A 13,767-nucleotide genomic window follows, 5' to 3' on the forward strand; every position below is an offset into this window, starting at 1 on the left:
GCCCGGCGCAGGAAGCGCCGGCGCTCGGCGTGCAGCGCGGCGTCCTCCCCGGCGGTGGCGGCGTAGACGTTGCTGACCGGCGACCAGGCCATCGACATGGCGATCACCATGGCCATGACGTCGAAGGGGTCGCCGGCCACGACGGTGCCGGCGGCCTGCGCGGCGGCGATGGCGGCGCGCTTGTCGGTGTCGAAGCGGGCGACGTCGGCCACGAGGTCGCCCGCGGGGCGGCGCTCCAGCCGGTGCCAGGTGGCGATGCGGATCAGGTCCGGGCGCGCGAGGTACTCGTCGTACAGGCGCACCGCCCAGTCGGCGAGGTCGTCGGCGTCGATCGGGGCGACGGCCAGGATGCGCTGCAGGGAGTCCTCGAAGATGACGTCGAAGAGCGCCTCCTTGCTGCCGAAGTAGCCGTAGAGCTGCGCCTTGTTGGTGCGGGCGGCCGCCACGATGCGCTCCACCCGCGCGCCGGCGATGCCGTGCCGGGCGAACTCGGCCGTGGCCGCCTCCAGGATGCGCCGGCGGGTCGCCGCGCCCCGCGCGGTCGGGGCGGTGCCTGTGCTCACAGGCCCATCGTCGCAGACAGACCGTTCAGTTTGCCCAGCGGGCGGGCGGCTCGTACGCTCCGACAACAAACCGAACGGTCTGTCTGAGGAGATGCCATGACCACCACCGGTGCGCTGCAGCTGACCGGCTCCGGCGTGGTGCGCACGCGGGTGCGCCGCCGCGACCTGCGCCCCGACGACGTCGCCGTCGCCGTCAGCCACTGCGGCGTGTGCGGCACCGACCTGCACGCCTGGCACCGCGTGCGCTCCGGCGGCGAGCCGGTCGTGCCCGGGCACGAGGCCACCGGCTCCGTGGTGGCCGTGGGCGAGGCGGTCACGTCCCTGGCCGTCGGCGAGGCGGTCGCGGTGGGCAACATCGTGGACTCCTGCGGCGCCTGCGCGATGTGCCGGGCGGGTCAGGAGAACTTCTGCGAGCGGTTCCCGACGCTGACCTACGGCGGCCGCGACCGCCTCGACGGCTCCACCACGCAGGGGCTGTGGTCGGGCCTGGTGGTGGTGCGCGAGGCGTTCGTGCACCCGCTGCCCGCCGGGCTGGACCCGGCCGGCGCCGCGCCGCTGCTGTGCGCCGGCGTCACCGTCTGGGAGCCGCTGCGCGCCCTGGGCGTCGGCCCGGGCACCGAGGTCGCCGTCTCCGGCGTCGGCGGCCTGGGTCACCTCGCGGTGCGCCTGGCCGCCGCCCTGGGCGCGCGCGTGACCGTGCTGACGCGCACCGCCGCCAAGGCGGGGCAGGCGCGGGCCCTGGGGGCGCACGAGGTCGTCGTGAGCACCGACGAGGCGGCGCTGGCCACGTGCCGCGGGCGCTTCGACGTCGTGCTCGACACCGCGCCGCGCGCGCACGACCCGGCGCCGCTGCTGCGCCTGCTCGCCCTGGACGGGGCGCTGTGCGTGCTGGGCGCGCTGGAGCGCCTCGAGGTGGACGTGCTCGACCTGCTGGTGGGGCGCAAGCGCCTGACCAGCGGCGGCAGCGGGGGGCTGCCCGCCACCCGCGAGCTGCTCGCCTTCTGCGCCGAGCACGGCATCACCGCCCAGGTGGAGGTGCTGCCCGCCGCCCGGGCCGCCGAGGCGCTGGAGCGCCTGCAGCGCGGCGACGTCCGCTACCGCTTCGTCCTGGACACCGGCGAGCTCGCCCACCCCTGAGGGGACCGCCGACCTGGCGCGGGCGCGCACTTCGGTAAGGCTATCCTCGGCGCGTGCACCGTCGATCCGTCCTCACCGCGCTGGCCGCCTCCGGCGCCCTCGTCACCCTGTCCGCCTGCGGGGGTGAGGGGGACGGCGCCGGCGCAGGGTCCTCCGCGCCGGCCGCGTCCTCGGCCCCGGGCGGGGCGAGCGGCGCCTTCCCGGTCACCGTCGAGCACAAGCTCGGCTCCACCGAGGTCGCCGCGGCGCCCGAGCGGGTCGTCACCGTCGGCTACAACGAGCAGGACTTCGTCCTGGCGCTCGGCGTGACCCCGGTCGGCACCCGCAAGACCCTCAGCTACGACTCCGCCCGCCGGCCGTGGGCGCAGGACCTGCTGCCCGAGGGCGGCATCCCGGAGGTCGGCGAGGCGGAGCTGAACCTCGAGGCGATCGCGGCCCTGCAGCCGGACCTGATCATCGGCGCGTACTCGTACATGGAGCAGGACCTGTACGACCAGCTCAGCGCCATCGCCCCCACCATCGCCGACGCCCCCGGCGCGACCCCGGAGGCGGCCGCCACCTGGCAGGAGGAGCTGCGGGTGGTCGGCCGGGCCCTGGGCAGGGGCGAGCAGGCCGCCGCGCTGACCGAGCAGGTCGAGACCGACTTCCAGGACGCGGTCGACGCCCACCCGGGGTTCGCCGGCAAGACCGTCACCGTGGCGCTGATCATCGGCGGCCAGTACTACCTGCTCGGCGCGGCCGACCCGCGCGGGAAGTTCTTCCAGGACCTCGGCTTCGAGGGCAACCCCACCGAGGGCGAGCTGAGCGCCGAGCAGACCTCCGTGATGGACACCGACGTCCTCGTCGTGCTGGGCGCCGACGCGCAGACCTTCGCCGCCAACGGCGCGGCCGCCGCCCTCGCGGTGGTCACCGAGGGGCGCACCGTGTACATGCCCACCTTCGAGGACGACTTCGCCGGCGCGCTGGGCTTCTCCAGCCCGCTGTCGCTGCCGTACGCGGTCGAGCAGGCCGTGCCGGTGCTGGCCGCGGCCGCCGACGGCGACACCGCCACGGTGCCCGCGACCCTCTGAGCGGAGCCGGGGCGCCGGGCCAGCTGCTCGACGCGGGCGGCGATGTCGTCGCGCACCAGCGCCATGCGCTCGGCGCCCTCGATGCCGCGCAGCGAGGGCTCGTCGGTCTCCCACACCTCCACCGGGGTGCCGCCCGCCGGCTCGACGTGCGCCTCGGAGCCGAGGACGACGACGAGGTCGGCCTCGCGGACCATCTCCTCGGTCAGCTGACGGGGTGCCTGGTCGGAGATGTCGACGCCGACCTCGCGCAGGCTCTGCACCGACTGCGCGTTCAGCGCGGTGCCGGCCCTCGTGCCGGCGGAGCCGACCTCGACGGCCGAGCCGGCGTCGCGGACGGCTCGGCGCATCAGGCCGGCGGCCATCTGGGACTTGCCGCCGTTCTTGACGCAGACGAACAGCACGTGCGGGACGCTCACGGTGCCAGGGCTCCTCGGGGGTCGGGGCGAGCGGGCGGGGTCCACGTGACCGGGACGGCCACACCCCCAGTGTGGTGCCGAGCGCTCCCCGGCGGCGCCCGGCACCCCTCGGCGCCGCCGGCCGGGCCGGTGCTCGCGCCGGGTGCTTGCCGCGGACGCCCCCGCTGCGCGACCGTGGCCCGCACGTGCACCCCGCGCCGGACGGAGCGAGCTGATGAGCCGGGAGTTCCAGGTCACCGTCGACGCCCGCGACCCGCGCGCGCTGTCGTGCTTCTGGCGCGACGCGCTGGGCTACGTGCACCCCGCCCCGCCCGGCGTGGAGCTGGCCGAGGGGGCGGACGCGCTGGCCGCGTGGGACGACTTCCTGGCGCAGCTGGGCGTGCCGCCGGAGCAGCGCGGCGCGAGCAGCGCGCTGGAGGACCCCGACGGGCGCGGGCCGCGGTTGTTCTTCCAGCGGGTGCCCGAGGGCAAGGTCGTGAAGAACCGGCTGCACCTGGACGTGCGCGCCGCGCCCGGGGCCCGGGGGCAGGAGCGCATGGCGGCCCTGGAGGCCGAGTGCGCCCGGCTCGTGGCGCTGGGGGCGCAGCGGGTGCGCCGCCACGAGCCGGCCCCGCCGATGAGCGCGGGGTTCATCGTCATGACCGACCCCGAGGGCAACGAGTTCTGCCTGGACTGACGGGCCCCGCCCGCGCTGCGCGGGCCTGCTCAGCGCACCGCGCCGGCGGTGGTGAGGCGCAGGACTCGACCTTGCCGCTGCCGACGGGGGTGGTGACGACCAGGTCGGCGCCGAAGGGGGCGATCCACACCGGGGTGGGCACGGCACGCCCGTCCCTGCGGGAGGTGGTCAGGGAGACGAAGCGCTCGGTGCCCAGGGCCGCGAAGGCGCCGGGCGGTGCGGGGTCGGGCGCGGGTCCTGGTCCGGTCGTGGTGCTCACGGTTCCTCCAGGGGGTCGTGGCGGGTGGGGAGGGGGCCCGCTCGACTCGAGCACGGGTCCTCTCGCACCTCAACTTAACTGTCCATGACAGGTGAAACACGGGTTCGGCGGTCGGTGCGGGTGCCGCCGTTCGCGAAGGGGTTGTGCCGCAACACCGGCCCGAGGGGCGTGAGCGCGCACCGGCGAGCTCCTGCGCCGGACAGCTGAGTACCCTGGGGGTCCGTCCCGCGAGGAGGTCCCCGTGCCCGCTGCGCCACCCGCCGGCCCCGGCCCGGCGCGCGAGGACCCGCCCGTGGAGTTCGGTCCGCTGAGCGCGGCCGTCCTGCGCCTGGGGCGCGCCCACCGGGCCCTGGCCGGCCAGCTCGCGCGCGAGGTGGGCCTGCGCCCGGAGCAGGCCGCGCTGATGATGCACCTGTGGGCCCGGGGCCCGGTGCGCCAGAGCGTGCTGGCCGCGCACTTCGGCAAGGACTCCGCCGCGACCACCCGCACCGTGCAGCGCCTGGAGCACGCCGGCTACCTGCGCCGGCGCGTCGACCCCGCGGACCGCCGCGCCACGCTCGTCGAACCCACCCCCGCCGGCAACGCCCTGCGCGGCAGGGTCGAGCAGCTCTGGGAGCACCTCGAGCACGTGCTGCGCACCGCCCTGCCCGGCGCCGAGCTCGAGCGCGCCGCGGCCGCGCTGGAGGCGATGGCCGCGGCGCTGCTGGCCGAGCTCGACGCGGAGGCCTCCCGCTCCCTCGGCGAGGTGTGAGGCCGTCGTGGCCGCGCGGGGCGCTGCCGGGGTGGTGACCGCGCCGCCCGGGGTCAGCCCAGCTCCTGCACGACCACCTCGGTGGCCCGCGCCAGCAGGGCGTCGTCGGACTCGGCGTCGACGTCGGCGCGGTCGGTGAGCACCGCCAGGACCCAGGGCGCGCGCCCGCCCGCGGGCCAGACCACGGCGATGTCGTTCTGGTTGCCGTGGACGCCCGCGTGCCCGGTCTTGTCCCCGACCACCCAGCCGGCGGGCACGCCGGCGCGGACCTGCTCGTCGCCGGTGGTGTTGGCCCGCAACCACCGCACCAGCTGTTCGCGGTCGCCGGCCTCCAGCGCGTCGCCGAGCGCGTAGGCCCGCAGCGAGGTGGCCACCGCCCGCGGCGTGGTGGTGTCCCGCGCCCGGCCGGGGACGTGGTCGTTGACCGCCGGCTCGCGGCTGTCCACCTCGGTGGCGCTGTCCCCCAGGGCGCGCAGGTCCTCCTCCAGCCCGCCCGGCCCGCCGAGGTGGTCCAGCAGGAGGTTGGCGGCGGTGTTGTCGCTGACGGTGATCGCGGCCTCGGCCACCGCGCGCAGCGGCAGCCCGCCCTCGACGTGCTCCCCGGTGACGGGGGAGTGGTCGACGAGGTCGCTGCCCCGCCAGGTGACGACGGCGTCGAGCTCGGCGTCGGTGGTGCGGTCCAGCACGGCCGCGGCCGCCAGCGCCTTGTAGGTGGAGGCGAGGGCGAAGCGCTCGTCGGCGCGGTGGGTCAGGCTCCGCCCGGAGCCGGTGTCGAGGGCGAACAGGCCCAGCCGGGCGTCGAACTCCTCCTCCAGCTGCGCCAGGCGCGCCTCGGCGGCGGGGGAGCCGGTGGTGGTCCCGGTGCCCCCGGGAGCAGCGGTGGTCGTGGTCGTGGTCGAGGTCGGGGCGGTCGCCGGGCCCCCGTCGGCGGTGCCGGTGCCGCAGCCGGCGAGGACGAGCAGGAGGGCGGCGAGGGTCGCGGGTCGTCTCACGGACCACAGCCTCGCGCCGGCGGGCGGTGCGGTCGATGACGGCGGTGCGCGGTCCCATGCCGTTCGCGCACGCCTCACCCGCGCGGGCGCGGGCGCCCAGGTGCCGCTCCGGGGCGGCCACGCGCCGGCCGGCCACCGGTTGCGGCACGCCCGCCTCGGCGGCGCCGACGGTGAAGCTGCCGCGGGCGCTGACGGCCAGCAGGGCCCGGCAGGCGGCCACGAGGTCCACGGGCCGGGCACTGCACCCAGCGGGCGGTGGGCCCTCAGCGCACCCGCTCGTACAGCCGCTCGGGCCGGCCGGTGCCGTAGCGCAGCCGCACCCGGGCGCTGCGCTCGTCGACGAAGTGCTCCAGGTAGCGGCGCACGGCCACGCGCGACAGGCCCAGCTGCTCGGCGACCTCGCTGGCGGACACGGCGATCGTCGCGGCGTCCAGCGCGCCGGAGACCAGCTCGGCGGTCTCCGCGCTCAGCCCCTTGGGCAGCCGCGCGCTGGCCCCCGGGCGCGCCGCGCCGGCGCCGGCGCGCACCCCCAGGGCGCGGTCCACGTCGGCCTGGCGCAGCACCCCGGGGGCCAGCGCGCGCCGGGCGGCGCGCACGTGCTCCAGGCGCTCGCCGAGCTGGTCGGCGCCGAAGGGCTTGATGAGGTACCCGGCGACCCCGCCGCGCAGCGCCTCGCGCACCGTGGAGGCCTCCCGGGCGGCGCTGATGACCACCACGTCGACGTCGGCGCCGGTGCCGCGCAGGCGCGCCAGGACCTCCAGGCCGGGCAGGTCCGGCAGGTACAGGTCCAGCAGCACCACGTCCGGGCGCAGGCGCTGCACCAGCTCCAGCGCCTCGCCGCCGGTGCGGGCGATGCCCACCACCCGGCAGCCGGGCACGGCCTGCACGAACCCGCTGTGCACCGAGGCGACCATCGGGTCGTCGTCGACGACCAGCACGTGCAGCGGCTCCCCGGCCGCGGCCTCACGCACCGGGACGCACCCGCTCGCGCGCGGGCAGCACGGCGGTGAAGCGCGCGCCGCCGTGCTCGCCGCGCCGCAGCTGCAGGGACCCCCCGCGCCGGTGGCAGACCAGCTGCACCAGCGTCAGGCCCACGCCGCGCCCGCCGGGGTGCGAGGTCTCCTTCGTGCTCGTCCCGCGCTGCACGAGCTGCGGCAGCAGGTCCGGGTCCACGCCGGGGCCGTCGTCGCGCACGACGACCACCGCGCCGCCGGAGCCGTCGCCGCGCACGTCGACCTCCACGGTGCCGCCGCCGGCGCCCGCGGCCGCGTCCACGGCGTTGTCCACGAGGTTGCCCACCACCGTGACCAGGTCGTCGGAGAGGTCCTCGCCCACCCGCGGCAGGTCCGCCCCCGGGGCCAGGACCAGGTCCACGTCGCGCTCGTCGGCCACGCTGGTGCTGGCCACCAGCAGCGCCGCCAGCGCGGGGTCGCCCACCCGCGCGGAGATGCGCTCGCCCAGGTCGGCGTGGGCGCGGCTGACGCGGTCGACGAAGTGCACCACCTCCTCGTAGCGGCCCAGCTGCACCAGCCCGGAGATGGTGTGCAGGCGGTTGGCGAACTCGTGCGTCTGCGCGCGCAGCGCCTGCGTGCTGGTGCGGCTGAGGCCCAGCTCGTGCTGCAGCGCCACCAGCTCGGTGCGGTCGCGCATCGTCGTCACCGTGCCGGCCGGTTCCGCGCCCGCGCCGCCGGCGCGGTGCAGCACGGTGCGGTTGAGCACCAGCAGGCGGTCGTCGGCGACCACGGGGCGGTCGCTGGGGGCGGGGTCGCGCGTCAGCACGGCCACCACCTCGCGCGGCAGGCCCAGGGCGTCCACGCGTCGGCCCACCGCGTCCGCCGGCAGGTCCAGCAGCTCGCGGGCGGCGTCGTTGGCGACGGTGACCACGCCGTCGGGGTCCAGGGCCAGCACGCCCTCGCGGATGCCGCGCAGCACCGCCTCGCGGTGGGTGGCCAGGGAGGCGATCTCGTCCGGTTCCAGGCCCAGGGTCTGGCTCTTGACCCGCCGCGCCAGCAGCCACGCCCCGAGCAGCCCCACCAGCGCCGACATGCCCAGGTAGGTGGCCAGGTCCGGCAGCGCGGTGCGCAGCTCCCGGCTCCAGGGGGCGCTGTCCTGGGCGACCAGGACGGCGCCGACCACGCTGCCCGGGGGGTGGGCCGTGGTGCCCGGGTCGTCGGCCAGCACCGGCACGCGCGCGGCCACGGCGCGCCGCTCGCCCAGCCCGGCCCGGCCCAGGTCCACCTCGCCCAGCCACGAGGGGTCCCCGCGCTCGCCACCGGGCGGCTCGGGCAGCGCGGTGCCCACCAGGCGCGGGTCCGCCGGGGAGGCCGCCACGCGGCCGTCGGGCCCGGCGGCCAGCAGCACCGCCACGTCGGAGGTGGTGCGCAGCTGCTCGACGGTGACCGTCAGCGCCACCGCCGTGCTGCGCCCGTCGGCGACCTCGCCCAGCTGGCGGCGCACCAGCGGCAGGGAGGCGACGTACTCGGCGACCTGGCGCACGCGGCGCTCCTGCGCGTCGGCGGACGCCTGCCGCGACTGGCTCACCGAGACCGCGCCCACCCCGGTGAGCACCACGGCGAACAGCAGCACCTGCACGAGCAGGATCTGCCCGGCCAGGCTGCTGCGCCGGCGCGAAACACCCACCCCGCACCTCCTCGTGCCGGCCCGGACGCCCGCGCGGTGCGCGCGACCACAACGACCGCAACGACCAGTGCCACCGCAAGCGTGACTCGGGCGCTGCCACCTGCGCAGCATTCTGCACGACGGGCCGGTGGCCGCCGCGCCCGTCCACCGGGGCCGACCGGCGCCGGTGCAGGCCGTCGACGAGGACGCCATGACGAACGCCACGACGAACGTGCGGACCCGGGCCGCCGCCCGCGGCGGGCACCGCCCGCCGCGCCGGGCCCTGCTGGGGGCGCTGGCGGCGCTGCCCGCCCTGGCGGCCGCCGGCTGCGGGGTGACCCGGCGGGCCGCCGCGACCAGCGGGACCCTGACCCGCCTGCAGCTGCTGGTGCCGAACTCCCCGGGCGGCGGGTACGACACCACCGGCCGCTCGGCGGTGCGCGTGATGGAGGAGGTCGGCGCCGCGCAGGGGGTGGAGGTCGCCAACCTCTCCGGGGCCGGCGGCACGGTCGGGCTGGCGCGCTGCGTCAGCGAGAGCGGGAACCCGCAGTACCTGATGTCCATGGGCCTGGGCGTGGTCGGCGCCTCCTACACCAACGACGTCGACGTGACGCTGGAGCAGACCACCCCGATCGCGCAGCTCATCGAGGAGGCCGGCGTGGTCCTGGTGCCGGCCGCCTCCCCGTTCCGCACCCTGGCCGACCTGGTGACCGCCTGGCGCGCCGAGCCCGGCGCGCTGGCCGTCGGCGGCGGTTCCTCCCCGGGCGGGCCGGACTTCCTGCTGCCCATGCAGTTCGCCGACGCCGTAGGCGTCGACCCCACCGAGGTGAACTACGTCGTCTACGACGGCGGCGGGGACCTGCTGCCGGCGCTGCTGGGCGGGCAGATCGCCTTCGCCACCAGCGGATACGGCGAGCTGCTGGACCAGATCACCACCGGCGCGGTGCGCGCCCTGGCCGTCTCCAGCGACGAGCGGGTGCCCGTGCTGGACGTGCCGACGCTGCGCGAGCAGGACGTCGACCTGACCTTCACCAACTGGCGCGGGCTGGTGGCCCCGCCGGGCCTGGACGACGCGGAGGTGGCACGGCTGGTGGACGCGGTCACGCGCATGCACGACTCGCCGCAGTGGCGGCAGGTGCTCACCGACAACTCCTGGACGGACGCCTTCACCACCGGCGACGCGTTCGGCGCGTTCCTCGACGAGCAGGCCGCGCGGGTGCGCGAGGTGCTCTCGCGGCTGGGGCTGGTGTGAGCGCCACCGCGGCGCCGCGCGCCGCCGCCACCCGTGCACCGCGCCGCCGGCGCGACCTGTCGCAGCTGGGCGTGTGCGTCCTGCTGCTGGCCCTGGGGGCCGTGGTGTTCGCCGACACCGCCACCCTCTCGCAGGGCCTGGTCGACGAGGGCGTCGTCGGGCCGCGCCCGGTGCCCTACGTCGTCGCCGCCGGCCTGGTGCTGACCGCCGTGGCCCTGGCGGTGGACGTGCTGCGCGGCGGGCGCGGCCAGGTCGAGGACGGCGAGGACGTGGACCTGTCCGCCGGCACCGACTGGGCGCGCCTGGGCGTGCTGGCCCTGGTGTTCGCCGCGAACGTGCTGCTGGTCGAGCGCCTGGGCTGGGTGGTCTCCGCGGCGGTCTTCTTCGGGGCCACCGCGAAGGTCCTCGGCGGGCGCAGCCTGCTGCGGGGCATCGCCGTCGGCGCCGTCCTGTCGCTGCTGACCTTCTACTTCTTCTGGACGGTGCTGGGGATCCAGCTGCCGCCCGGCGTCCTGGACGGGGTGCTGTGATGGGCGACATCGGCCTGCTGATCGGGGGTTTCGGCGACGCGCTGAGCCCCGCGAACCTCGCCTTCGCCGCGATCGGCGTGGTGCTGGGCACCGCCGTCGGCGTCCTGCCCGGCATCGGCCCGGCCATGACGGTCGCGCTGCTGCTGCCGCTGACGTACGCGCTGGAACCCACCAGCGCCCTGATCATGTTCGCGGGCATCTACTACGGCGGGATGTACGGCGGCTCGACGACCGCGATCCTGCTCAACACCCCCGGCGAGTCGTCCTCGGTGGTCACGGCGCTGGAGGGCAACAAGATGGCCCGCAGCGGGCGGGCCGCGCAGGCGCTGTCCACCGCCGCCATCGGCTCCTTCGTGGCCGGCACCATCGGCTCGGTGCTGCTGGTGGCCGCCGCCCCGCTCATGGTGCGCGTGGCCGTCGGGCTCAGCGAGGGCGACTACTTCGCCCTGATGGTGCTGGCGCTGCTGGCGGTCACCGCGGTCCTGGGCGCCTCGCGGGTGCGCGGCTTCGCCTCCCTGTTCATCGGCCTGGCCGTCGGCCTGGTCGGCCTGGACGCCATCAGCGGGCAGGCGCGGCTGACGTTCGGCGTGCTGCAGCTCATCGACGGCATCGACATCGTCGTCATCGCCGTGGCGATCTTCGCCGTCGGCGAGGCGCTGTGGGTGGCCTCGCGGATGCGCCGCACCGCCGTGGAGGTCGTGCCCGTGGGCAGGCCCTGGATGGGCCGGGAGGACTGGAAGCGCTCGTGGAAGCCGTGGCTGCGCGGCACCGCGTTCGGCTTCCCCTTCGGCGCCGTGCCCGCCGGCGGGGCGGAGCTGCCCACGTTCCTGTCGTACGTCACCGAGCGCAAGCTGTCCAAGCACCCCGAGGAGTTCGGCAAGGGTGCCATCGAGGGCGTCGCCGGCCCCGAGGCGGCCAACAACGCCTCCGCCGCCGGGACCCTGGTGCCGACCCTGGCCCTGGGGATCCCGACGAACGCCACCGCGGCGGTGCTGCTGGCCGCGCTGATCTCCTACGGGTTCCAGCCCGGCCCGCTGCTGTTCCAGCGGGAACCGGACCTGGTGTGGGCGCTGATCGCCAGCCTGTTCATCGGCAACCTGCTGCTGCTGGTGCTGAACCTGCCGCTGGCGCCGGTGTGGGCGAAGCTGCTGCGCATCCCGCGCCCGTACCTGTACGCCGGGATCCTCTTCTTCGCCACCCTGGGCGCGTACGCGGCGAACCTGCAGACGTTCGACCTGTGGCTGCTGCTCGCCTTCGGCGTGCTGGGTCTCGCCATGCGCCGCTTCGGCCTGCCGGTGCTGCCGCTGATCATCGGCGTCATCATCGGCCCGCTGGCCGAGGAGCGGATGCGCACGGCGCTGACGATCTCGCAGGGCAGCTGGAGCGGGCTGGTCGCCGACCCGTTCTCCGTCGTCGTCTACGCCGTGGTGGTCCTGGTCGTGGCGTTCCCGCTGTACCGGCGCCTGCTGCCGGCCCGGCTGGGCGGGCGCCGCGGGCGCCCCGGCCCCGTCCTCGACGTCCGCGACGCCCGCCCCGAGCACGAGGAGGCCCACCGGTGACCGTCGTCGTCGCCTACGCACCCACCCCCGAGGGCGAGAGCGCCCTGCGCGAGGGGGTGCGGGAGGCGCTGCGCCGCCAGGAGGACCTGTTCGTCCTCAACGCCCCGGCCGGCACCGCGCTGGCCGAACCCACCTACGCCTCCCCGCAGCAGCTGGAGCAGGTGCGCGAGCGCCTCGCCGGGGAGGCGGTGCGCGCCCGGGTGGTCCAGCGCATGGGGCGGGGCGACGTGGCCGGCGTCGTCGTGGAGGCGCTGCATGAGCTGTCGGCCTCGGTGGTGGTGGTCGGGCACCGCCGGCGCACCCCGGTGGGCAAGCTCATCATGGGCAGCGTCGCCCAGCGCATCATCCTCGACGCCCCCTGCCCGGTGGTGACGGTCAAGCCCCCGGCGGCGGGCTGAGCCGGCGCCGGGAGCGGAAGGCGCTGACGGCGTTGCGGTTGCCGCACGCCGCGGAGCAGAACCGCTTGGAGCGGTTGCGCGAGAGGTCGACCACGACGCCGCCGCACCGCTCGTCGGCGCACACGCCCAGGCGGTCCATCTCGTCGGCGCGCACGACGTCCAGGACCGCCATGGCGGTCTCGACGAGCACGCGCACGGCCAGGGGGGCGTCGTCGGGCACGGCGTGCACGTGCCAGTCCTGGCCGTCGTGGCGCACCAGGCGGGGGGTGGCCCGCTCGCGGGCGAGCAGCTCGTTCACGAGCGGGGCCGCCCCGTCGCGGGTGCGGGTCATCAGGTCGCGCAGGACGGGGCGGGTGGCGCGCACGGCCTCCAGCTCGGCCTCGTCGCCGTCCAGGCGCCCGGTGTACCCGAAGCGGGCGGAGAACTCCGCCAGGTCGTCGACGCCGCGCAGGCCGTCGGGGTCGCCGAGGGTGTTCACCAGCTCGGCCGCGGCCAGCAGGGCCTGCGTGGTGTCATGGGTGAAAACCACGTTGACACCTTACATCCGCGGCGCCTACCGTCGCGCCGTGCCCACCCCCGGATCGCGCCCCGCGAGCGGCCTGACCTTCGCCGTGCTCTCCGCCCTCGCCTTCGCCCTGTCCGGGCCGCTGGCGCGCGGGCTGCTGGACACCGGCTGGAGCCCCGGCGCCGTCGTGACGGCCCGCATCGGCACCGCCGCCGCCGTCGTCGTCCCCTTCGGCCTGCTCGCGCTGCGCGGGCGCTGGCACCTGCTGCGCCGCAACGCGCCCGCGGTCGTCGCCTACGGCGTGCTGGCCGTGGCCGGGGCGCAGTTCTGCTACTTCAGCGCCGTGCAGCACCTGCAGGTCGGGCCCGCGCTGCTCATCGAGTACACCGCCCCCGCCGCGGTGGTGCTCTGGCTGTGGCTGCGGCGCGGTCAGCGCCCCGGGCCCCTGACCCTCGTGGGCACCGCGATCGCCGCGCTCGGGCTGCTCGCCGTCCTGGACCTGTTCTCCGGCGCCGAGCTCGACACCGCGGGGGTCCTGTGGGCCCTGGGCGCCATGGTGGGCGCCGCCTCCTACTTCGTCCTCTCCGCCGACGAGGACAACGGGCTGCCGCCGCTGGCGCTGGCCGCGGGCGGCCTGCTCGTGGCCGCGGTCCTGCTCGCCTCCCTGGGCGCCGCCGGTGCGCTGCCCCTGCGCGCCGGCACCGGCGACGTCGTCTACGGCGCGCGCTCCTTCGCGTGGTTCTGGCCGCTGGTGGCGCTGGGCGTGGTCACGGCGGCCCTGGCCTACGTCGCCGGCATCGCCGCCGGCCGCCGCCTCGGCTCCCGGCTCGCCTCCTTCGTGGCGCTGCTGGAGGTGCTGTTCGCCGTGGTGTTCGCCTGGGCGCTGCTGGACGAGCTTCCCCGCGCCACCCAGCTCGCCGGCGGGGTGCTGGTCCTGGCCGGGGTCGTCGTGGTGAAGCTGGGGGAGGGGCGCGTGCGCACCGCGGCCGCCTCCGCCGCGGCGACGGCGGCGACGGCGACGCCGGCGGGGCCGGCGGGGC

General features: G+C 76.8%; 14 protein-coding genes and 1 pseudogene. 9 read left to right on the forward strand and 6 right to left on the reverse strand.

The window, feature by feature from the left end:
* A partial coding sequence (locus tag GTR00_RS04470) for a TetR family transcriptional regulator (RefSeq protein ID WP_166610441.1) occupies positions 1-563 on the reverse strand: 563 nt, incomplete at its 3' end.
* 96 nt (positions 564-659) lie between these two features.
* Between GTR00_RS04470 and GTR00_RS04475 the strand changes: the two genes are divergently transcribed.
* Positions 660-1,700: an NAD(P)-dependent alcohol dehydrogenase gene (locus tag GTR00_RS04475; protein ID WP_166610442.1), complete on the forward strand. Its 1,041-nt coding sequence runs from the start codon at positions 660-662 to the stop codon at positions 1,698-1,700.
* A gap of 53 nt (positions 1,701-1,753) precedes the next feature.
* The gene (locus tag GTR00_RS04480) at positions 1,754-2,770 is read left to right on the forward strand and encodes an ABC transporter substrate-binding protein (RefSeq protein WP_166610443.1); all 1,017 of its coding nucleotides are present in this window, start codon (positions 1,754-1,756) and stop codon (positions 2,768-2,770) included.
* An 11-nt stretch (positions 2,771-2,781) separates the two neighbouring features.
* On the opposite strand, the pseudogene GTR00_RS26265 reads toward GTR00_RS04480, so the two are convergent.
* Positions 2,782-3,186: pseudogene (locus GTR00_RS26265) on the reverse strand (arsenate-mycothiol transferase ArsC); the annotation flags it as partial.
* A gap of 214 nt (positions 3,187-3,400) precedes the next feature.
* On the opposite strand from GTR00_RS26265, the gene GTR00_RS04490 reads away from it, so the two are divergent.
* Positions 3,401-3,862, forward strand: coding sequence for a VOC family protein (locus tag GTR00_RS04490; RefSeq protein ID WP_166610444.1), 462 nt, complete (start codon positions 3,401-3,403; stop codon positions 3,860-3,862).
* Between the two features lie 500 nt (positions 3,863-4,362).
* Positions 4,363-4,872, forward strand: coding sequence for a MarR family winged helix-turn-helix transcriptional regulator (locus GTR00_RS04495; protein WP_166610445.1), 510 nt, complete (start codon positions 4,363-4,365; stop codon positions 4,870-4,872).
* A gap of 53 nt (positions 4,873-4,925) precedes the next feature.
* On the opposite strand, the gene bla is transcribed toward GTR00_RS04495, so the two are convergent.
* The 3 genes from bla to GTR00_RS25540 form a co-directional block, all read right to left on the reverse strand.
* The gene (gene bla / locus GTR00_RS04500; protein ID WP_323132209.1) at positions 4,926-5,864 is read right to left on the reverse strand and encodes a class A beta-lactamase; all 939 of its coding nucleotides are present in this window, start codon (positions 5,862-5,864) and stop codon (positions 4,926-4,928) included.
* A gap of 263 nt (positions 5,865-6,127) precedes the next feature.
* On the reverse strand, positions 6,128-6,835 hold the full coding sequence (locus GTR00_RS04505; protein ID WP_166610446.1) for a response regulator: 708 nt from the start codon (positions 6,833-6,835) through the stop codon (positions 6,128-6,130).
* Entirely contained in the window at positions 6,828-8,504 is a 1,677-nt protein-coding gene (locus GTR00_RS25540; RefSeq protein ID WP_166610447.1) for a sensor histidine kinase, read from the reverse strand. The genes GTR00_RS04505 and GTR00_RS25540 overlap by 8 nt, the downstream gene beginning before the upstream one ends.
* Positions 8,505-8,694: 190 nt before the next feature.
* Here GTR00_RS25540 and GTR00_RS04515 point away from each other — a divergent pair, with 190 nt between their 5' ends.
* Genes GTR00_RS04515 through GTR00_RS04530 form a run of 4 tightly spaced genes read left to right on the forward strand, consistent with a single transcriptional unit; the run spans position 8,695 to position 12,222 of the window.
* A complete protein-coding gene (locus GTR00_RS04515) occupies positions 8,695-9,735 on the forward strand; it encodes a Bug family tripartite tricarboxylate transporter substrate binding protein (RefSeq protein ID WP_166610454.1) in 1,041 nt (346 codons plus the stop codon).
* Entirely contained in the window at positions 9,732-10,265 is a 534-nt protein-coding gene (locus tag GTR00_RS04520) for a tripartite tricarboxylate transporter TctB family protein (protein ID WP_166610448.1), read from the forward strand. The genes GTR00_RS04515 and GTR00_RS04520 overlap by 4 nt, the downstream gene beginning before the upstream one ends.
* Positions 10,265-11,824, forward strand: coding sequence for a tripartite tricarboxylate transporter permease (locus GTR00_RS04525; RefSeq protein ID WP_166610449.1), 1,560 nt, complete (start codon positions 10,265-10,267; stop codon positions 11,822-11,824). Before GTR00_RS04520 ends, GTR00_RS04525 begins: the two co-directional genes overlap by 1 nt.
* Positions 11,821-12,222, forward strand: coding sequence for a universal stress protein (locus GTR00_RS04530; protein ID WP_166610450.1), 402 nt, complete (start codon positions 11,821-11,823; stop codon positions 12,220-12,222). The genes GTR00_RS04525 and GTR00_RS04530 overlap by 4 nt, the downstream gene beginning before the upstream one ends.
* Here GTR00_RS04530 and GTR00_RS04535 read toward each other — a convergent pair.
* Positions 12,200-12,751 carry a CGNR zinc finger domain-containing protein gene (locus tag GTR00_RS04535; protein WP_166610451.1) on the reverse strand — a complete coding sequence of 184 codons (552 nt, stop codon included), beginning with the start codon at positions 12,749-12,751 and terminating at the stop codon, positions 12,200-12,202. The genes GTR00_RS04530 and GTR00_RS04535 overlap by 23 nt on opposite strands.
* Before the next feature lie 37 nt (positions 12,752-12,788).
* Here GTR00_RS04535 and GTR00_RS04540 point away from each other — a divergent pair.
* Positions 12,789-13,767, forward strand: a 979-nt coding sequence (locus GTR00_RS04540) for an EamA family transporter (protein ID WP_166610452.1), incomplete at its 3' end; no start/stop codon positions are given.

Source organism: Kineococcus indalonis, from assembly GCF_009906395.1.
GTDB classification, from domain to species: Bacteria; Actinomycetota; Actinomycetes; order Actinomycetales; family Kineococcaceae; genus Kineococcus; species Kineococcus indalonis.

Bases quoted from the DNA above. Each gene is read 5' to 3' on its own strand.
- GTR00_RS04515 (WP_166610454.1), top strand. From the start codon at position 8,695: ATGACGAACGCCACGACGAACGTGCGGACCCGGGCCGCCGCCCGCGGC.
- GTR00_RS04475 (WP_166610442.1), top strand. From the start codon at position 660: ATGACCACCACCGGTGCGCTGCAGCTGACCGGCTCCGGCGTGGTGCGC.
- GTR00_RS04490 (WP_166610444.1), top strand. From the start codon at position 3,401: ATGAGCCGGGAGTTCCAGGTCACCGTCGACGCCCGCGACCCGCGCGCG.
- GTR00_RS04525 (WP_166610449.1), top strand. From the start codon at position 10,265: ATGGGCGACATCGGCCTGCTGATCGGGGGTTTCGGCGACGCGCTGAGC.